The sequence below is a fragment of the Streptomyces phaeoluteigriseus genome, assembly GCF_001896135.2.
GTDB classification, from domain to species: Bacteria; Actinomycetota; Actinomycetes; order Streptomycetales; family Streptomycetaceae; genus Streptomyces; species Streptomyces phaeoluteigriseus.
In genome coordinates, this window is record NZ_MPOH02000009.1 from 626,347 (window position 1) to 644,916 (window position 18,570).

The 18,570-nt window shown below is 72.8% G+C and carries 11 protein-coding genes and 3 pseudogenes; 1 reads left to right on the forward strand and 13 read right to left on the reverse strand.

Translation table 11 applies throughout. The annotated features are described in order from the left end of the window. Nucleotides 1–14 precede the first annotated feature (14 nt). From BM536_RS10490 to gatC, 10 genes and pseudogenes are all read right to left on the reverse strand, one after another. Nucleotides 15–3,068: pseudogene (locus BM536_RS10490) on the reverse strand (helix-turn-helix transcriptional regulator). 113 nt (nt 3,069–3,181) lie between these two features. Beyond that, nucleotides 3,182–3,379 (reverse strand): hypothetical protein, encoded by a 198-nt coding sequence (locus tag BM536_RS10495; protein ID WP_094102836.1) that lies wholly within the window; start codon nt 3,377–3,379, stop codon nt 3,182–3,184. Between the two features lie 149 nt (nt 3,380–3,528). Beyond that, on the reverse strand, nt 3,529–4,185 hold the full coding sequence (locus BM536_RS10500; protein ID WP_245873358.1) for a hypothetical protein: 657 nt from the start codon (nt 4,183–4,185) through the stop codon (nt 3,529–3,531). Nucleotides 4,186–4,220: 35 nt separating this feature from the next. Beyond that, a complete protein-coding gene (locus tag BM536_RS10505; RefSeq protein ID WP_073494420.1) occupies nt 4,221–4,793 on the reverse strand; it encodes a GNAT family N-acetyltransferase in 573 nt (190 codons plus the stop codon). Then, nucleotides 4,771–6,998 (reverse strand): annotated as a pseudogene (locus BM536_RS10510) (MMPL family transporter). The gene BM536_RS10505 and the pseudogene BM536_RS10510 overlap by 23 nt, the downstream one beginning before the upstream one ends. A gap of 209 nt (nt 6,999–7,207) precedes the next feature. Further along, nucleotides 7,208–7,613: pseudogene (locus tag BM536_RS10515) on the reverse strand (hypothetical protein). An 87-nt stretch (nt 7,614–7,700) separates the two neighbouring features. Beyond that, nucleotides 7,701–9,215: an Asp-tRNA(Asn)/Glu-tRNA(Gln) amidotransferase subunit GatB gene (gatB, locus tag BM536_RS10520; protein WP_073498638.1), complete on the reverse strand. Its 1,515-nt coding sequence runs from the start codon at nt 9,213–9,215 to the stop codon at nt 7,701–7,703. 15 nt (nt 9,216–9,230) lie between these two features. Further along, entirely contained in the window at nt 9,231–9,461 is a 231-nt protein-coding gene (locus BM536_RS10525; RefSeq protein WP_073498636.1) for a hypothetical protein, read from the reverse strand. An 8-nt stretch (nt 9,462–9,469) separates the two neighbouring features. Further along, nucleotides 9,470–10,963 (reverse strand): Asp-tRNA(Asn)/Glu-tRNA(Gln) amidotransferase subunit GatA, encoded by a 1,494-nt coding sequence (gatA, locus tag BM536_RS10530; protein ID WP_073498634.1) that lies wholly within the window; start codon nt 10,961–10,963, stop codon nt 9,470–9,472. A 5-nt stretch (nt 10,964–10,968) separates the two neighbouring features. Further along, nucleotides 10,969–11,265: an Asp-tRNA(Asn)/Glu-tRNA(Gln) amidotransferase subunit GatC gene (gene gatC / locus BM536_RS10535; protein WP_073498632.1), complete on the reverse strand. Its 297-nt coding sequence runs from the start codon at nt 11,263–11,265 to the stop codon at nt 10,969–10,971. Between the two features lie 748 nt (nt 11,266–12,013). Between gatC and BM536_RS10540 the strand changes: the two genes are divergently transcribed. After that, nucleotides 12,014–12,631, forward strand: a complete 618-nt coding sequence (locus tag BM536_RS10540; RefSeq protein ID WP_073498631.1) for a TetR/AcrR family transcriptional regulator — start codon at nt 12,014–12,016, stop codon at nt 12,629–12,631. A 63-nt stretch (nt 12,632–12,694) separates the two neighbouring features. Here the strand turns inward: BM536_RS10540 and BM536_RS10545 are convergent, their stop codons facing one another. The 3 genes from BM536_RS10545 to BM536_RS10555 form a co-directional block, all read right to left on the reverse strand. Next, a complete protein-coding gene (locus BM536_RS10545; protein WP_094102837.1) occupies nt 12,695–14,947 on the reverse strand; it encodes a putative bifunctional diguanylate cyclase/phosphodiesterase in 2,253 nt (750 codons plus the stop codon). Nucleotides 14,948–15,213: 266 nt separating this feature from the next. After that, nucleotides 15,214–17,409 carry an NAD-dependent DNA ligase LigA gene (gene ligA / locus BM536_RS10550; RefSeq protein ID WP_073498627.1) on the reverse strand — a complete coding sequence of 732 codons (2,196 nt, stop codon included), beginning with the start codon at nt 17,407–17,409 and terminating at the stop codon, nt 15,214–15,216. 15 nt (nt 17,410–17,424) lie between these two features. Beyond that, nucleotides 17,425–18,426, reverse strand: coding sequence for a methionine synthase (locus BM536_RS10555; protein ID WP_281258559.1), 1,002 nt, complete (start codon nt 18,424–18,426; stop codon nt 17,425–17,427). Nucleotides 18,427–18,570: the final 144 nt, after the last annotated feature.

Genomic DNA, 18,570 nt, shown 5'->3' on the forward strand with positions numbered 1-18,570 from the left:
TGCCAGCGTACGCCTCACCCCACGGGCGGCATCCGGAGAGCCCCGGCGGGGACCTCGGCCGGGAAGAGTCCCAGCCGGTGCGCCACCGCCGCCGCCTCGCCCCGGCCGGAGACGCCGAGCTTGCCCAGGATGTTGGAGACGTGGACGCTCGCCGTCTTGGGCGAGATGAAGAGTGCCTCGGCTATCTGGCGGTTGGTGCGGCCGGCCGAGACCAGTCGCAGGACGTCGCGCTCCCGGCTGGTGAGGCCGAGCGCCTCGACGGGGTCGGTGCCGGCCGGGGCCCCGCGGGGTCCGGGCGTGAGGGGCAGCCGGGCGCGCTGGGCGAGCCCGGCGACCTCGTCACCGAGGGGTCGGGCGCCGAGGTGGGCGGCGACGGCGTGGGCGAGGCGGAGCAGCTCGGCGGCTCGGTCGCGTTCGTCGTCGCCGCCCTCCGTGAGCAGGGCCTCGGCCAGCCGGTACCGGGTGCGGGCCAGGTCGTAGGGGCGCTCCAGCGCCTCGAAGGCGGTGACCGTCTCGGCCCAGTCCCCGGGGCCGCCGCGGCCCTCGGCGCGCAGCAGCTCGGCGCGCAGCCAGAGGTCGTGGGCCTGCCAGACGGGGACGACGGCGACGATCTTCTTGGCGGCTTCCCGGATGCATTCGAGAAGTTCGGCGCGGCCGGGGTCGGCGGCCGGGGCGCGGGCGTCGCCCTCCACGGCGGCCCCGGTGAGGAGCAGCGGCCAGGCGTAGCGCTGGGCGCCGGGTGGGAAGCCCCGGTCGGAGGGCGCGTGCGAGGTGGGCGCGGGCGTCCGGGAGGCGGCCCTCGCCGGCGGCGAGGGCGACGGCGAGCCGGGTGAGGGGCAGGTCGTGCTGGGGCGCACGGTCCTGGGAGCCGAAGTACCCGTGTGCTGCGGCCAGTTGGCGGCCGGTCTCGTCGAGGTCGCCGCGGGCCAGGGCGAGTTCGGCGCGCAGGGCGGCGTGGCCGCCCCGGATGCCCACGCCCTGGCCGATGCGTCCGGCGGCGGCGCAGGCCCGGTCGGCCTCGTCCCAGCGGCCCAGCGACAGCAGGGATTCGGCGAGGTTGCCCCAGACCCACGCCTCCGTCTCGGACAGTCCGTGCCGTCGCGCGTAGGCGATGCCCTCCTCCATGATCGGCAGCGCCTCGCGGGAGCGGCCGACCGCCTCGAGTTCGGAGGGGAGGTTGACGTAGGCGTTCAGCGCGACGGACGGGATGTTCTCCGTGAGGGCCTGGTCCTTGACCTCGTACAGCTCCGTGAGGCCGGGTTCGACATGGCCGGCGTCGACCATGAGGACGCCGAGGATCTGGCGGGCGTCGAGTTCGATCTCGCGGACGCGACCATGCGCGCGTACTCCACGGCGTGCTCGGCGGCGGCGTAGGCGTCGGGTCCGGGGGCGTGCAGCATGGACCAGTTGGCGACATGGGTGAGCACTTCGGCGTGCACCTCGCTGGGCGGCAGGCCGCGCACCAGGTCCTGCGCGGTGGTCAGCTCCTCCCGGCCGCTTCCCCGGCCCAGCGAGCGCACCAGCCGGGAGCGCTGCACCCAGAACCAGGCCCTGCGCAGCGGGTCGTCGTCGTCCTCCAGCAGGCGCAGCGCCCGTTTGGTGATCTTCAGGGCGCGTTCGCGCTCCCCGCACAGCCGGCCGGCGACGGCGGCCTCGGCCATGAGGTCGAGGTAGCGCAGCGGCGTCGTGTCGGGGTCGCAGCCGCAGGCGGGGTAGGCCTCTGCGTAGTCGAGGGGGCGCAGCCGGTTCCGTACGTCCTCGGGGGCGGCGTCCCAGAGTTCCATCGCGCGCTCCAGGAGCCGCAGTTGCTCGCTGTAGGCGTGGCGGGAGCGGGCGGTGACGGAGGCGTCGAGGACGGCGGGGAGGGCCTTGGCCGGGTCGTGGGCGTGGTACCAGTAGCTGGCCAGGCGGGTGACGCGCTCGTCGGCGGGGACGAGTGTCGGGTCGGCCTCCAGGACCTCGGCGTAGCGGCGGTTGAGGCGGGACCGTTCGCCGGGCAGCAGGTCGTCGCCGACGGCCTCGCGGACCAGCGAGTGGCGGAAGCGGTAGCCGTCGCCGGCGGGGGTGGCGAGCAGGATGTTGGCGCCCACGGCGGCACGCAGGGCCTCGATGAGGTCGTCCTCGGCGAGCCGGGCCACGGCGGCGAGCAGCCGGTACTCGACGGTGGAGCCGCCCTCGGCGACGATCCGCGCGACCTTCTGGGCGCTTTCGGGCAGGGCCTCGACGCGGACGAGCAGCAGGTCGCGCAGGGTGTCCGTGAGGCCGGTGCAGCAGCCCTCGTGGGCGGCGACGGCGAGTTCCTCGACGAAGAAGGCGTTGCCGTCGGAGCGTTCGAAGATGTCGTCGACCTGGGCGGGGTCGGGTTCGGCGGCGAGGATGCCGGCGATCTGGCGGCCGACCTCGTCGCGGGTGAGGCGCGCGAGTTCGAGGCGGCGGACGGTGCGCAGCCGGTCGAGTTCGGCGAGCAGGGGGCGCAGCGGGTGGCGGCGGTGGATGTCGTCGGCGCGGTAGGTGGCCAGGACGACGAGGCGGCCGGTGCGCAGGGTGCGCAGCAGATAGGAGAGGAGGTGGCGGGTGGAGGCGTCGGACCAGTGCAGATCCTCCAGGGCCACCACGACGGTGCGGTCGGCGGCGACGCGCTCCAGGAGGCGGGCGGTGAGTTCGAAGAGGCGGGCCATGCTCTCCTCGTCGTGCCGGCCTCCGCTCGTCTCCCCCAGCTCGGGCAGCAGCCGGGCGAGTTCCTCCTCCTGGCCGGCCGCTGCGGCGGCCAGGTCGTCCGGCAGGGCCCGGCGCAGGGCGCGCAGCGCGGTGGAGAACGGGGCGAAGGGCAGCCCGTCGGCGCCGATCTCGACACAGCCGCCGAGTGCGACGACGGCTCCCCGGCGGTCGGCCGCGGTGGCGAACTCCTCGACGAGCCGCGTCTTGCCGACCCCCGCCTCGCCGCCGATCAGCAGCGCCTGCGGCTCGCCCGCGGCGGCGCGGGCGAGCGCGTCGTTCAAAGTGGCCAACTCGTCGGCGCGGCCGACGAAGACGGGGCTGACGGACCTGTTCTCCACGGGGGCGAGCATCGCACGGAGGTGTGACGGCGGCCCAGTTGTTATCGGTGGCCCGGCGGCTGTCGCCGGAGTGGGGGTGGGAGGGCGGCCGACCCCCGTGCGGCCGCCCTGCCGTGCCCCGGTGTTCACGCGGTCCGGGCGAACCGCAGCCGGCGGGGGCGGTGGGTATGCCGTTCACTCTCGGGGGTCTCGGCGCGGGCCGCCGGCTCGGCCTCCCGGCGGGCGGCACGGCGGCCGCGGAGGGCTTCGCGGGCCAGCCGCTCGTCCGCGGCGCGGCGGAGGAGTTCGGCGGAGCGGGCCTGGTGGATCTCGTACTCGTACATGGTGGACGTCCCCTGGAGGTCGGTGGATCCGGCGCCGCTCGGTGCGACGCTCTCGATGCCTCAACCTTCGTCTCCCAGGGGGGTCCGCCACATCGGGAGAGTTCCGCATCTTCGGGGCCGGCCGGGGCCTTAGACGCGCGAGAGGGGCCTCAGTACGGCCGTAAGGTGCTTACGGCCGTCCTAAGACCCCTCGTGAACTGCGGCGACTCAACCGGCGGACGCAGTCCGAGCAGGGCGTCGGTGTACTTGAGGACGGCCAGGAGCAGGCCGATCACGCCGAGCGTGACCCCCGCCCAGGCGACGGACTTGATCCAGGGGGCCTGCACCCTGCCGGGGGTGCCGAAGGCGGGCCGGGCCAGCACCACGACGCCGGTGACGAGCGCGGCCAGCGCGAACAGGCCGGCCCACAGGGCGGTGGTCTGCCAGGCGTCGCCGTAGACGGCCTGGATCTGGTTGGCGACGCTCGCGGTCGACGAGGTCTCCAACTGGCCGACCAGGGTCTGGCGCGCCGAGGCGACGGTCCCGATCCAGCCGCCGCTGAGCGACACCAGGCCGAGCGCCGCGGAGACGACGGCTCCGGCCCCCAGGCCGACACCGGACGGGCGGCTACCCTCGACGACGTCGACGACCTCACCCTCCTCGGTGTCCTCGCTGCTGTCGTCCACGCCGTCGGCGTCCTCGGAGGCCGGCGTCACCTCGTCCTGCGCGTCCGCCTTGGTGACGTCCACCGCCTTCTCGTCGCGCTGCGCCTCGGCGGCCTCTGCGCCCGTCTCGGCGCCGGCCTCGTCAACTGTCTTGGTTCCCATGTCTCGCACCGTACGGACGCTCTCTGAGAGGTTTCTTAATGATCGCTGTGAGCGACACGCGCGCGTGCGGCTCGCCACTCGGGGGCCAGCACGGACCACACTTCCAGGTCGTGCCGCACCCCACGATAGGGGTAGGCCTCGCGCCGTACGCCGTCGCGGGTGAACCCGAGCCGCCGGGCGACGTTGAGGCTGGGCACGTTGCCCGCGGCGGCGACCCACTCGACGCGGTGGATCCCGCGCCGCTCGACGGCGTGGTCGATGAGCACCCGCATCGCGCGCGTGACGAGGCCGCGCCCGGTTCCGGCGGGCTCCAGCCAGCAGCCGACCTCGCAGTTGGCCTGCTCGGCGTCGAAGTTCAGGAAGAGCACACCGCCGACCAGGTCGCCGTCCAGCCAGATGCCGTGCAGCGAGCCGGTGTCGGCGGCCCGCATGTCGGCGTACCGCTGGAGCACCTCGCGTGCACCGGGCACGTCGGTGGCCTTGGCGGCGAACGGGATGTACTGGTTGATGAACTCCCGGCCGCGCTCCAGGTGCGTCAGGAACTCCTCGGCGTGCCAGGGCTCCAGGGGGCGCTGTTCGGCTCCGTCACCCAGCGATATCGCGTACATCCGGCTGCCGCTCCTTCTCCAGTTCCGCCACGACCTCGGTGAGCCTCTCATGGGCGGACCGGCACTCGGGAGGTTCGATGCTGATCCGCGGCAGGCGCCGGTCGAGCCAGCGGGGCAGCCACCAGTTGGCGCCGCCGAGCAGGTGCATCAGCGCGGGTACGAGGAGGGTGCGCAGGACGAACGCGTCGAGGGCGACGGCGGCGGCCAGCGCGATGCCGAACATGGCGATCACGCGGTCGCCGCTGAGGACGAAGGCGAGGAAGACGGAGATCATGATGACCGCGGCGGAGTTGATCACCCGGCTGGTCTCGGCGAGTCCGACGCGCACGGCCCGCCGGTTGTCGCCGGTCTCCAGCCACTCCTCGTACATCCGGCTGACCAGGAAGACCTGGTAGTCCATGGAGAGTCCGAAGAGGACCGAGACCATGATCACGGGGAGGAAGGGTTCGATCGGCCCGGCCCGGCCCAGACCCAGCGGTTCGCTTCCCCAGCCCCACTGGAAGACCGCGACGACGACCCCGAAGGCGGCGGCGACGGCGGCCACGTTCATGACGGCTGCCTTGAGCGGTATGCCGACGGACCGGAAGGCGAGCAGGAGCAGCAGACAGCCGAGGCCGACGACGACGCCGACGAAGAGCGGCAGCTTGCCGACGATGACCTCGGCGAAGTCGTCGTGACCGGCCGTCACCCCGCCCACCTGTACGTCGAGCGAGGTGCCGGCCTCGGCCCGCGGCAGCACCTCGGTGCGCAACAGGTCGACGAGGTCGCTGGTCCGCCGCGACTGCGGCGAGGACTCCGGTACGACGGTGAGGTGCGCGGTGTCGCCGCCCGCGCCATAGGTCACCGCGGTCACGGCGGCCACGCCCTCGGTGCCGCGCAGGGTGGCGTCGAGGTTGTCCAGGGCGAGCCGGTCCGGGGCGCCGTCGACGCGGGTGACCAGGGTCAGCGGGCCGTTGACGCCGGGGCCGAAGCCCGCGGCGAGGAGGTCGTAGGCCTGGCGGGTGGTGGCGGTCTCGGGGCGGTTGCCCTGGTCGGAGGTGCCGAGGCGGAGGGAGAGCGTGGGCACGGCGAGGCCCGCGATCACGACGAGGGCGAGCGCGCCCAGCCGCTTGGGGTGGCGTTCGACGAACGCGACCAGCGGGCGGCGAAGCCGGTCGGCAGCTCCGGTTCCGGCCCGTGTTCGGCGAGGCGGCGCCGCTCTCGGCGGCTGAGGGCGCGCGGGCCGATGAAGGACAGCAGGGCGGGCAGCAGGGTGACGGAGGCGGCGACCGTCAGCACGACGGTGAGGGAGGCGGCGATCGCCACGCCGTTGAGGAAGTCCAGCCGCAGGATCAGCATGCCGAGCAGGGCGATGCACACGGTGACGCCCGCGAAGACGACGGCCCGTCCGGTGGTGGCGACGGCGTTCTCGGCGGCCTCGGCGACCGGCAGACCGCGTTTCAGGCCGCGCCGGTGCCGGGTGACGATGAACAGCGCGTAGTCGATGCCGACGCCGAGCCCGACGAGCATGCCCAGCATGGGCGCGAAGTCGGCGACGGTCATGGCGTGCCCGAGCAGCACGATCCCGGCGTAGGCGGTGCCGACGCCGACGAGGGCGGTGGCGATGGGCAGCAGTGAGGCGGCGAGCGAGCCGAAGGCGAGGAACAGCACGACGGCCGCGACGGCGACACCGACGATCTCGGCGAGGTGCCCGCCGGAGGATTCGGTGAGCGCGATGGCGCTGCCGCCCAGTTCCACCCGGAGTCCCTCGGTCCGCGTCGAGCCGGCGGTGTCGACGACGGCCTGCGCCTCGCCCCGGTCGATGTTCTCGGCGCTGTCCTCGAAGGTGACGGTGGCGTACGCCGTGTGCCCGTCGGCGCTGATCCGCGCGGCACCCTGGTCGTCGTAGGGGCCGGCCACGGAGGCGATGCCCGGGAGGTCGGCGATCCTCGCCAGGGTGCGGGTCATGGTCTGCTCGACGGCGGCGGCGCGGACGGTGCCGGGGTCGGTGTGCCAGACGACGGTGTCGCTGTCACCGCCGAGCCCGGGGAAGCCCTCCGCGAGCAGCCGGGCGGCGCGGCCGGACTCGGTGCCGGGGACGTCGTAGTCGTTGGAGTACGCGGAGCCCGCGATCACCGCGGCGGTGCCGGTCCCGCCGAGCGCGAGGAGCCAGAGGAGGACCGCGACGAGGCGGTGCCGGACACACCACTGTGCAAGGGCTGCCACGAGACGTGCTCCCGGAGACTGTGAAGACCATGTGGGGATCTTTGACCGGGAACAGCCGTACATGAACTGAACAGCCCGCAAAGAACGCAAGAGTAACGCCAGGCCACTCTTGCAGGCATAGGTGATCGTTTGCGAGGTTCGTGGGCTTGCTCACAGGAGTGGGAGAAAGGTCACAGGACCGTCACGACGGCTCTGCCGGGGAGGGGACGTCAGTCCGACTGGTCGCCGACCGCCATCACCATCACCCCGGCGATCAGCAGCCACAGCGCGCGCCGGGTACGGCCGCGCGAGCCCAGCAGCGCGGCGAGCGCACACACGGCGGCGCCCAGGGCGTAGGCGGCGGGCACGAGGGCGGGGGCGGGGGCAGCGGAGGGCGGGGCGGGCCGGTGAGGCGCAGCAGGGCCGCGGCGAGCCGGCGAGGGTGAGCAGGGCGCCGGTGCCGGCCGCGGTCCAGCGGGCCCGCCGGGCGTCCTCACCGGCGAACTCCTCGTCGTCCGCGTCCGCGTCCGCCTCTGCGTCTTCGGGGCCGGGGTGGGGCATGTCGTCCCTGTCGTGCGCCTCGATCGCGTCGGTCCGTATGCCGTCCTGGGTGTCGGAATCGGTACGTCCACTCATGGCGGGCGAGCGTAGCGCCTCGCCCCGGGAGACCGAGAAGGGGGATGCACCGAGGCCGGTGCATCCCCCCAGGGGCAGGGCGCGGGCTCAGCCCTCGCTGACGCCCAGCTTCTCCAGGATCAGTTCCTTGACGCGGGCCGCGTCGGCCTGACCGCGGGTGGCCTTCATGACCGCGCCGACCAGGGCACCGGCCGCGGCGACCTTGCCTCCGCGGATCTTGTCGGCGATGCCCGGGTTGCCGGCGATGGCCTCGTCGACCGCCGTGCCGAGCGCCGAGTCGTCGGAGACGACCTTCAGCCCGCGCTTGTCGACGACCTCGTCCGGGGTGCCCTCGCCCGCGAGGACGCCCTCGATGACCTGACGGGCCAGCTTGTCGTTCAGGTCGCCCTTGCTCACCAGCTCGGCGACGCGGGCGACCTGCTCGGGCGTGATGGCCAGTTCGTCCAGCGTCCGGCCGGACTCGTTGGCGCTGCGGGCCAGTTCGCCCATCCACCACTTGCGGGCGGAGGCGGCGTCGGCACCGGCGTCGATCGTGGTGACGATCAGCTCCAGCGCACCGGCGTTGAGGATCGCCTGCATGTCGGTGGCCGAGATGCCCCAGTCCGCCACCAGGCGGTTGCGGCGGGCCAGCGGCAGCTCGGGCAGCGAGGCGCGGATCTCCTCGACCCACTCGCGGGTGGGGGCCACCGGCACCAGGTCCGGCTCGGGGAAGTACCGGTAGTCCTCGGCCTCCTCCTTCACGCGGCCCGAGGTCGTCGACCCGGTGTCCTCGTGGAAGTGCCGGGTCTCCTGGATGATCGTCCCGCCGCTGTTCAGCACGGCGGCGTGCCGCTGGATCTCGAAGCGGGCCGCGCGCTCCACGGACCGCAGGGAGTTGACGTTCTTCGTCTCCGAGCGGGTGCCGAACTTCTCGCGGCCGTGCGGGCGCAGCGACAGGTTCACGTCGCAGCGCATCTGGCCCATCTCCATGCGGGCCTCGGAGACGCCGAGCGCCTTGATGACCTCGCGCAGTTCGCGGACGTACGCCTTCGCGACCTCGGGGGCGCGCTCGCCCGCGCCCTCGATCGGCTTGGTGACGATCTCGATGAGCGGGATGCCGGCGCGGTTGTAGTCCAGCAGGGAGTGGGACGCGCCGTGGATACGGCCGGTCGCGCCGCCCACATGGGTCGACTTGCCGGTGTCCTCCTCCATGTGGGCGCGCTCGATCTCCACGCGGAAGGTCTCGCCGTCCTCCAGTTGGACGTCGAGGTAGCCGTTGAAGGCGATCGGCTCGTCGTACTGGGAGGTCTGGAAGTTCTTCGGCATGTCCGGATAGAAGTAGTTCTTCCGGGCGAACCGGCACCACTCGGCGATCTCGCAGTTCAGCGCGAGGCCGATCTTGACGGCGGACTCGACGCCGGTCGCGTTGACGACCGGGAGCGCGCCGGGCAGGCCGAGGCAGACCGGGCAGGTCTGCGAGTTGGGCTCGGCACCCAGCTCGGTCGAGCAGCCGCAGAACATCTTGGTCCTGGTGCCGAGTTCGACATGGACCTCGAGGCCCATGACGGGGTCGTACGACGCCAGCGCGTCCTCGTACGACACCAGGTCGGTCGTGGTGGTCACGGTGAAACTTCCCTCTCAGCCCAGCAGGACGTCGTCGTCGCCCAGCCGCTTCAGCTCGCGGTAGAGGATGGCGAGGCCGGTGGCGATGGCGGCGGCGGACACGGCGGCGTCGATCAGGCGGAGCATGTCGCTCTCGGTGCGGGCCAGTTTGGCCTGCTTGGCGACACTGACCGCGCCGAACGCGGTGGTGGCGATGGACAGGTACAGGCCGGACCTGGTCTTCTTGAAGCCCTTGGCCTTGGACATTGTCTTACTCACAGCGACGGAGCCTCCTCGAGCAACGGGTGCCCCCACCTTTCCACGAAGGCGGCCTCGACGGCGGCGCCGACCTTGTACAGCCTGTCGTCCTTGAGCGCCGGGGCGATGATCTGGAGGCCCACCGGGAGGTTGTCCTCCGGGGCGAGACCGCAGGGCAGCGACATGGCCGCGTTGCCCGCCAGGTTGGTCGGGATGGTGCACAGGTCCGCCAGGTACATCGCCATCGGGTCGTCGGCGCGCTCGCCGATCGGGAAGGCGGTGGTGGGCGTCGTCGGCGAGACGATCACGTCGACCTGCTCGAAGGCCTGCTCGAAGTCGCGCGTGATGAGCGTGCGGACTTTCTGGGCCGAGCCGTAGTAGGCGTCGTAGTAGCCGCTCGACAGGGCGTAGGTGCCGAGCATGATGCGGCGCTTGACCTCGGGGCCGAAGCCCGCCTCACGGGTGAGGGAGGTGACCTCCTCGGCGGAGTGCGTGCCGTCGTCGCCGGTGCGGACGCCGTAGCGCAGGCCGTCGAAGCGGGCGAGGTTGGACGAGCACTCGGAGGGCGCGATCAGGTAGTACGCCGACAGCGCCAGGTCGAAGGACGGGCAGTCCAGCTCGACGATCTCGGCGCCCAGTTCCTTCAGGAGCGCGACGGACTCGTCGAACCGCTGGATGACGCCGGCCTGGTAGCCCTCGCCGCGGAACTGCTTGACGACGCCGACGCGCATGCCGGTGACGCTGCCGTTGCGGGCGGCCTCGACGACCGGTGGGACCGGGGCGTCGATGGACGTGGAGTCGAGCGGGTCGTGTCCGGCGATCACCTCGTGCAGCAGGGCCGCGTCCAGGACCGTACGGGCGCAGGGCCCGCCCTGGTCGAGGGAGGAGGAGAAGGCGACCATGCCGAAGCGGGAGACCGCGCCGTACGTCGGCTTCACGCCGACCGTGCCGGTGACGGCGGCCGGCTGGCGGATGGAGCCGCCGGTGTCGGTGCCGATGGCCAGGGGCGCCTCGTAGGAGGCGAGGGCGGCGGAGGAGCCGCCGCCGGAGCCGCCGGGGATGCGGGTGAGGTCCCAGGGGTTGCCGGTGGGGCCGTAGGCGCTGTTCTCCGTCGAGGACCCCATGGCGAACTCGTCCATGTTGGTCTTGCCGAGGATGACCACGTCGGCGGCCTTCAGCCGCTTGGTGAGCGTCGCGTCGTACGGCGGGATCCAGCCTTCGAGGATCTTCGAGCCGACGGTCGTCGGGATGCCCTCGGTGGTGAAGATGTCCTTCAGCGCGAGGGGGACGCCGGCCAGCGGGCCGAGCTTCTCGCCGCGGGCCCGCTTCTCGTCGACGGCGCGGGCCTGGGCCAGCGCGCCCTCACGGTCGACGTGCAGGAAGGCGTGCACCTTCTCGTCGACGGCCTCGATACGGGCCAGGTGGGCCTCGGTGACCTCGACGGCCGTGAGGTCACCGGAGGCGATCCTCGCGGCGATCTCGGCCGCGGTGAGCTTGATGATGTCCGTCATTGCGGTTAGTCCTCCCCCAGGATCTGCGGCACCTTGAAACGCTGCTGCTCCTGGGCCGGGGCGCCGGAGAGCGCCTGCACGGGGGTGAGCGACGGACGGACCTCGTCCGCCCGCATGACGTTCGTCAGCGGGAGCGGGTGCGAGGTCGGCGGTACGTCTTGGTCGGCGACTTCGCTGACGCGGGCGACCGCGCCGATGATGTCGTCCAGCTGTCCCGCGAAGTGGTCTAGCTCTTCGGGCTTCAGCTCCAGACGCGCCAGCCGGGCGAGGTGGGCGACCTCCTCGCGCGTGATGCCAGGCATGCAGCGTTCCTCTGGGGTGAGTGTGTGTGGTTCGGGGTCCAATCCTATGGGGCTGGGGCGCGTACCGGTTAAACGGTTTGCCGGGAGGCCCTCGTCGGCCGCGTCCGTCCCGTGCCGCACCGGCCGCGCAGCGGTTGTCGTGGGGGTCCTGGACCTCCACGGGACCGACTCTCGGGGCCGGCTTCCCCCCTACGGCGGACGCGCCGGAGGCGGCGGAAGCAGTCGAAGCGTTCGACGCCCACCCCGGCGCGCTGACGACGAGCAGGTCGGCGGTGCTGCCGGGGGCGGCGGCGAAGGCGTACGGCTTGCCCGGCGGGACGACCACGAGGTCGCCGCGGCCCGCGGTGACGGTGCCCTCGCCGGAGAGGACCTGGGCCCTCTCACCGTCGGGCGGCAGAACATCTCGGCGGATTCGTGGCGCAGGTGCGCCCCGGCTCGTCGGCGCCCTCGGGCGAGCGGACGCGCACGGCGGACAGCGCGCCGCCTGAGGCGCTGCTGTCGGCGAGCGGCCCGGCGACGGCCGGATCGGTCGCGCCGGCCTGCCCGTGGGGTGACTCTCCGCCGGGGGCGGGAGGACGCGTCCGGCTCCCTCGCTGACTCGGCCGACGGTGACGGTGGTCCGGCGCCGATCCGCACGACACCGCGGCGGTGCGGTGCGTTCCGAGAGCGGCGGGCCCCTGGCCTCGACCGTTGGACGGAGCACCGAAAGATTACCTAGCGGCGCTAGAGCCACTGCTAAACTCACGCCATGTCGATCCAGACGCGCCGGGAGCGCGAACGAGCGGAGCGCGAACAGCTGATCGTCAAGGCCGCGCGGGAACTGGCGGAGGCCGAGGGCTGGGACGCGGTCACCACCCGTCGACTGGCGGCCGAGATCGAGTACAGCCAGCCGGTCCTCTACAGCCACTTCAAGGGCAAGGACGCGATCATGGCGGCGGTCGCGGTGGAGGGCTGCGCCGAACTGGCCCTGGAACTGCGGGCGGCACGGGCGGCGGCGACCGGCTCCCGGGAGTCCCTGGCGGCGATCGGCGCGGCCTACACGGCCTTCGCCCGCCGGCGCCCCGCGCTCTACGACGCCATGTTCACGCACATGGTCGGACTCCCCTTCGCCACCCCGCAGGCCCCGCCGGCCCTGCAGGAGGCCTTCGGCGAAATCCTCTCGGCCGTGCGCCCGGTGACGGCCCCCGGCGAGGACCCCGGCCTCCTGACGGAGACCTACTGGGCCTGCCTGCACGGCCTCACCACCCTGATGCGCAGCGGCCGCCTCCCGGAGAAGGCCCACGACCAGAGACTCCAGTTGCTGATCGACCACTTCGCGGCAGGTACGGAGGCGGGCCGGGCGACGACGGGGCGTCCCCCCGCCTGAGAGGTCACACCTCAGCGGGCCGTACGGGTCGGCGGGTGGATCAGTCCTCGGCGGGCGGGTGGATCAGTCCTCGGCGGCAGCGGCGGGCAGCGCCGCCGCGGGCCGCTGCCAGCCCCGCGCCCCGCGGGCCCGCAGCCACGCCGTGGTCTCCTCCGGAGGCATCGCCGCCGCGACCAGCCATCCCTGTACGGCGTCGCAGCCGAGGTCACGCAGCCGCTCCCACGTCTCGTCGTCCTCGACGCCCTCCGCGACGACGAGCAGCCCGAGGGAGTGCGCGAGGTCGACCGTGCAGCGCACGATCTCCGCGTCCTCGGTGTCCACCGCGAGCCTGGCCACGAACGACCGGTCGATCTTCAGCTCGCTCACCGGCAGCCGCCGTAGGTGGACGAGCGAGGAGTAGCCGGTGCCGAAGTCGTCGAGGGACATCTTCACGCCGTGTCCGGTCAGCGCGTTGAGGGTGTCGGCGGCACGCTGCGGGTCCTCCAGGAGGACGTGTTCCGTGATCTCGAGCTGGAGCGCCGCCGCGGGCACCCCGTGCCGCGCCAGCCGGGCGGCCACGGAGCCGGCGAAGCCGGGGGTGTGCACGTCGCGCGGGGAGACGTTGACCGCGACGGGGACGTACAGCCCCTGGGCGCGCCACCGGGCGACCTGCGCGAGGGCCGTGTCCAGCACGTACTCGGTGAGGTGGGGCATCAGCCCGGAGGACTCGGCGATCGCTATGAACTCGTCCGGCGGCACCTTCCCCCGCTCGGGGTGCACCCACCGCACCAGGGCCTCGAGCCCGGCGACCTGTCCGTCGAAACGGACCTTCGGCTGGTAGTGCAGCTGGACCTCGTGCGCGTCGAGCGCGCGTCGCAGGTCGCCCAGCAGACCGAGCCGGTCGGGTGTGTTGGAGTCGCGCTTGGACTCGTAGACCTCGACGCCCGTACGGTCCCGTTTCGCCTGGTACATCGCCACGTCCGCCCGCCGCAGCAGTCCCTCCGCGTCGAGCGCGTGGTCGGGGAAGATGGCGACTCCGGCGCTGGCCTCCAGGACGAGGGTGAGCCCGTCGAGGTCGAGGGGGGAGCTGAGGTGGGCCACGATTCCCCGGGCGACGCGGGTCGCGGAGGTGGTGGAGTCGGCGACGGGCAGTAAGACGGCGAACTCGTCACCGCCGAGCCGCGCGACCTCGGCCCCGCGCGGCAGGGAGAGCCGGAGCCGGTCGGCTATCTGGAGGAGCAGCCGGTCCCCGGCGAGATGGCCGAGCGTGTCGTTGACCGACCGGAACCGGTCGAGGTCGATCAGCATCAGTGCGGCGCGGGCGCCGATCCGCTCGGCGTCGTCGAGGGCGGTCCAGATCCGCTCGCCGAGCCACTGGCGGTTGGGCAGTCCGGTGAGCGGGTCGCGCAACTGTTCCTCGGCGCGGGCCCGGGCCATCCACAGCGTGGAGTCGAGGGCGATGAGCGGGATGGCGAACAGCGGCAGCAGGATCGGCTTGGCGACGGCGACGACGCACACCAGCGGGGCTATCCCCAGCAGGGCGACCGCGACCAGTCCCTGTCTGAGCAGCGCCGTACGGACGACGGTGGGCAGACTGCCGGCCCGGGGCGTGTGCAGGTACCAGAGCAGGATGCGGGTGACGGCGAGGTAGGCGACGGCGACCAGCACCACCTGGGGTGCGGTGTAGACCGTCCAGGTGTCCGGGGTCCACGGCCGCTCGACGGACGGCACCCGCCCGCACGCGGCCAGCAGCAACGCGCCCGCGCCGATGCCGAGGATGTCCACCGCGCCGTGCAGGACGCCCTGCCGCCAGCGGTGGCTGCGGGCTATGCCGACCAGGACGACGACGGTGAGGCTGACCAGGCCGGCGGGCAGCCAGCCGTAGAGCAGCAGGACGGCGAGGGTGAGGGCGGCTCCGGAGCCGGTGCCGCCCCACCAGCGGGCCCGGCCCAGCATGACGAGGTGTCCGACGATGACGCCGGTCAGCAGGGCCAGCGACCAGCCGACGGTGCCGGACGGGAACAGCGCGTGGCTGGAGGTGAAGGCCCGGTAGAAGGCGGCGCCGAGGGCGAACCCGGCCCCCGCGACGACGGCCGCGGGGAGCGCGGGCCAGGACAGGTGCCGTTCCGCGTCGCCGTCGTACGATCCGGAGGAATGGGGGCCGGGCGGGGACGGGGCGGTGGCGCGGGGGGCCGTCCGGGTGAGCGGGTCACCGGTGCGGGTCGGTTGGCCCGGCGGCCGCTCTGACCACGCCACCCACCGGCTGCCCCACCAGGCGTCGGTGACCCGGCGCCGGGGCAGCCCAGTGTCCGGGGCGGCGCTCTCGGTCGGTTCCATTCCCGTCCCTCTCACAGCCGGCGGTGCCCACGCCACGCGGTCCGCTGCCCGACAGCCTTTCGCCGGAGCCGCGTTGGAAGACCCTTCCCCTGCTCGTCAGGAGCGGGGTGCTGCCCCGACCCCAACGGGGCAGGGCGGGCGCACCTCTCAACAGTAGGCCGCGGAGGGCTTCCACGGGCAGCGGTCGTCGACGGTTGCCCGATTGCGTCCCCGCCGCCCGTAAGGATCCGGTATGCGCCGATCGGGTGGCCTTCGGCCGCCGGTTCTCACGACTCGGGGACCGGCAGGGCGACTTCGGCGGCCGCCTCCGCCCCTTGTTCGAGGAGGACCGTGAAGCCGTCCTCGTCCAGCACCGGAACCTTCAGCTGCATGGCCTTGTCGTACTTCGATCCGGGACTGTCACCCACAACGACGAACGAGGTCTTCTTCGAGACCGATCCGGTCACCTTCGCCCCGCGGCTCTGCAGGGCGTCCTTGGCGCCGTCCCGGGTGAAGTGCTCCAGGGTGCCGGTGACCACGACGGTGAGGCCTTCCAGCGGGCGCGGGCCCTCGTCCTCGCCGGAGCCCTCCTCCTCCATGCGGACGCCGGCGGCCTTCCACTTGCGGATGATCTCGCGGTGCCAGTCCTCGGCGAACCACTCCTTGAGGGAGGCCGCGATGATCGGGCCGACCCCGTCGGTCCCGGCCAGCTCCTCCTCGCTCGCCTGTTCGATGCGGTCGATGGAGCGGAACTCGCGGGCCAGCGCCTCGGCCGCGACCGGCCCCACGTGCCGGATGGACAGGCCGGTGAGGATGCGGACCAGCGGGCGCTCCTTGGCGGCCGCGATGGTGTCCAGCATGGCGAGCGCGTTCTTCTTCGGCTCGCCCTGCTGGTTGGCGAAGACGGTGACGATCTTCTCCTCGCCGGTCTTCGGGTCCCGCTTGGGCAGTCCGCTGTTCTGGTCGAGGACGTACGCCTTGATGGGCAGCAGTTGCTCGATGGTGAGGTCGAACAGGTCGCCCTCGTCGGTCAGCGGCGGCTGCTCGGGCTCCAGCGGCTTGGTCAGGGCCGCGGCGGAGACGTACCCGAAGTGGTCGATGTCCAGGGCCTTGCGGCCGGCGAGGTAGAAGAGGCGCTCGCGCAACTGGGCCGGGCACGCGCGGGCGTTGGGGCAGCGCAGGTCGACGTCGCCCTCCTTCATCGGCCGCAGCGGGGTGCCGCACTCGGGGCACTCCGACGGCATGACGAACTCGCGCTCGCTGCCGTCCCGCAGGTCGGCGACCGGACCGAGGATCTCCGGGATGACGTCACCCGCCTTGCGCAGCACCACGGTGTCGCCGATGAGGACGCCCTTGGCCTTGACGACGTCCTGGTTGTGCAGGGTCGCGAACTCGACCTCGGAACCTGCCACGGTCACCGGCTCGACCTGGGCGTACGGCGTGACGCGGCCGGTGCGGCCCACGCCCACGCGGATGTTGAGGAGCTTGGTGTTGACCTCCTCCGGCGCGTACTTGTACGCGATCGCCCAGCGCGGCGCGCGGGCCGTGGAGCCGAGCCGCCCCTGAAGCCGGATCTCGTCGAGCTTGACGACGACACCGTCGATCTCGTGCTCCACGGAGTGCCGGTTCTCGCCGTAGTACGCGATGAACGCCCGTACGCCGTCGAGGTCGTCGACCACCTTGTTGTGCCGGGAGGTGGGCAGGCCCCAGGCCTTGAGGAGGTCGTACGCCTCGGAGAGGCGGGTGAGGCCCTCGTACCCCTCCAGCGCGCCGATGCCGTGGACCACCATGTGCAGGGGGCGGTTGGCGGTGACGCGCGGGTCCTTCTGGCGCAGCGAACCGGCCGCCGCGTTGCGCGGATTGGCGAAGGGCTTGTCGCCGGCCTCGACCAGACGGGCGTTCAGCTCCTCGAACTTCTCCATCGGGAAGTAGACCTCGCCGCGGATCTCGACGAGGGACGGGACGCCGTGTCCGGTCAGCCGGTCCGGGATCTCCGCGATGGTCCGCACGTTGGGCGTGATGTCCTCGCCGGTCCGGCCGTCGCCGCGGGTGGCCGCGCGGGTCAGCCGGCCGTTCTCGTACGTCAGGTTGACGGCGAGTCCGTCGACCTTCAGCTCGCACAGGAAGTGGTACGCGGAGGTGCCGACGTCCTTGTGGACGCGCTCGGCCCAGGCGGCCAGCTCCAGATCGTCGAAGGCGTTGTCCAGCGACAGCATGCGCTCGCGGTGCTGGACGGCGGTGAACTCCGTCTCGTACGCCCCCGCGACCTTCTGGGTCGGCGAGTCCGGGGTGCGCAGCTCGGGGTACTGCTCCTCCAGCGCCTCCAGGGAGCGCAGGAGGCGGTCGAACTCCGCGTCACTGACGACGGGGGCGTCCTTCACGTAGTACCGGAAGCGGTGCTCCTCGATCTGCTCAGCGAGCTGCGCGTGCTTCTCCCGCGCCTCCGAGGGCACCGTCGTCTCCGCTTGCCTGTCGCCGGCCACCGTGTTGTCCTCCCGTTACTCTGGGTTGTCCGCGAGGGATCTCGCCGCCCGGACGCAGTGGGCGAGCGCTTCCCGCGCGTACGCGGGCGAAGCCCCCGCGAGACCGCACGCCGGGGTGACCGTCACGGCCTCCGCGAGAAGGTCCGGTCGCAGCCCCAGCCTGCGCCACAGCGTCCTGACACCCATGACGCTACCGGCAGGGTCCGACAATGCCGTGTCCGTCCCCGGCACGACACCGACGAACAGCCGGGTACCGGCTTCGACCGCCTCGCCGATCGTGTCGTCGTCACGCTCGGTGAGGAGCGAGAAGTCGAACGACACGGCCGCCGCTCCGGCCCGGCGCAGAAGGGCGAACGGGACGTCCGGCGCGCACGAGTGCACGACGACGGGGCCGCCGTCGTGCACCCCCGCGACCTCGCGGAGCGTGGCCTCGACGACCTGCCGGTCCACGGCGCGGTACGTGCGGTAGCCGCTGGCGGACCTGACGTGGCCGCGCAGTACGTCGGTGAGGGAGGGTTCGTCGAGTTGCAGGACGACCTGGGCGCCGGGGACACGGCGCTGCACCTCGGCGAGATGCAGACGCAGTCCCTCCGCGAGGGAGGAGGCGAGGTCGCGGCAGGCGCCGGGGTCGGAGAGGGCGGCCTCGCCGTTCCTCGTCTCCAGGGCGGCGGCGAGGGTCCACGGGCCGACGGCCTGCACCTTCACCTGGCCCTCGTACCCCTGGGTGGCCTCCTCCAGGGCGTCGAGGTCCTCCCGCAGCCACGACCTGGCCCGCCGGGTGTCCCTGCCGGGGTGGTCACCGAGGCGCCAGCCACTGGGCTCCACGCGCGCGTACAGCTCGACGAGCATGCCGGCGGTGCGGCCGATCATGTCGGCGCCGGGGCCCCTGGCGGGCAGCTCGGCGAGAAACGGAAACTCTTCGAAGGACCCGGTGACCGTCCTGGCGGCCTCCCTGGCATCACCGCCGGGCATGGACCCGATCCCCGTGGCGGACCCGAACCTGAAATATGCGTTCACGAACCGAAGCCTACGTATCCGATCAGGGCAGGATCCCCGGCCCACCCGACACCCGAGGCCGCACCTCCGCCGCCCCGACCCCCACCCACCCCAGGGCCGACCTCCCGGCACCGGTCGGACACTCAGGCCCGCCCGACGACCGAG

Coding starts and splice junctions, on each gene's coding strand:
- BM536_RS10495 (WP_094102836.1), bottom strand. CDS start 3,379: ATGTACGAGTACGAGATCCACCAGGCCCGCTCCGCCGAACTCCTCCGC.
- BM536_RS10500 (WP_245873358.1), bottom strand. CDS start 4,185: ATGGGAACCAAGACAGTTGACGAGGCCGGCGCCGAGACGGGCGCAGAG.
- BM536_RS10505 (WP_073494420.1), bottom strand. CDS start 4,793: ATGTACGCGATATCGCTGGGTGACGGAGCCGAACAGCGCCCCCTGGAG.
- BM536_RS10525 (WP_073498636.1), bottom strand. CDS start 9,461: ATGTCCAAGGCCAAGGGCTTCAAGAAGACCAGGTCCGGCCTGTACCTG.
- gatA (WP_073498634.1), bottom strand. CDS start 10,963: ATGACGGACATCATCAAGCTCACCGCGGCCGAGATCGCCGCGAGGATC.
- gatC (WP_073498632.1), bottom strand. CDS start 11,265: ATGCCTGGCATCACGCGCGAGGAGGTCGCCCACCTCGCCCGGCTGGCG.
- BM536_RS10540 (WP_073498631.1), top strand. CDS start 12,014: ATGTCGATCCAGACGCGCCGGGAGCGCGAACGAGCGGAGCGCGAACAG.
- BM536_RS10545 (WP_094102837.1), bottom strand. CDS start 14,947: ATGGAACCGACCGAGAGCGCCGCCCCGGACACTGGGCTGCCCCGGCGC.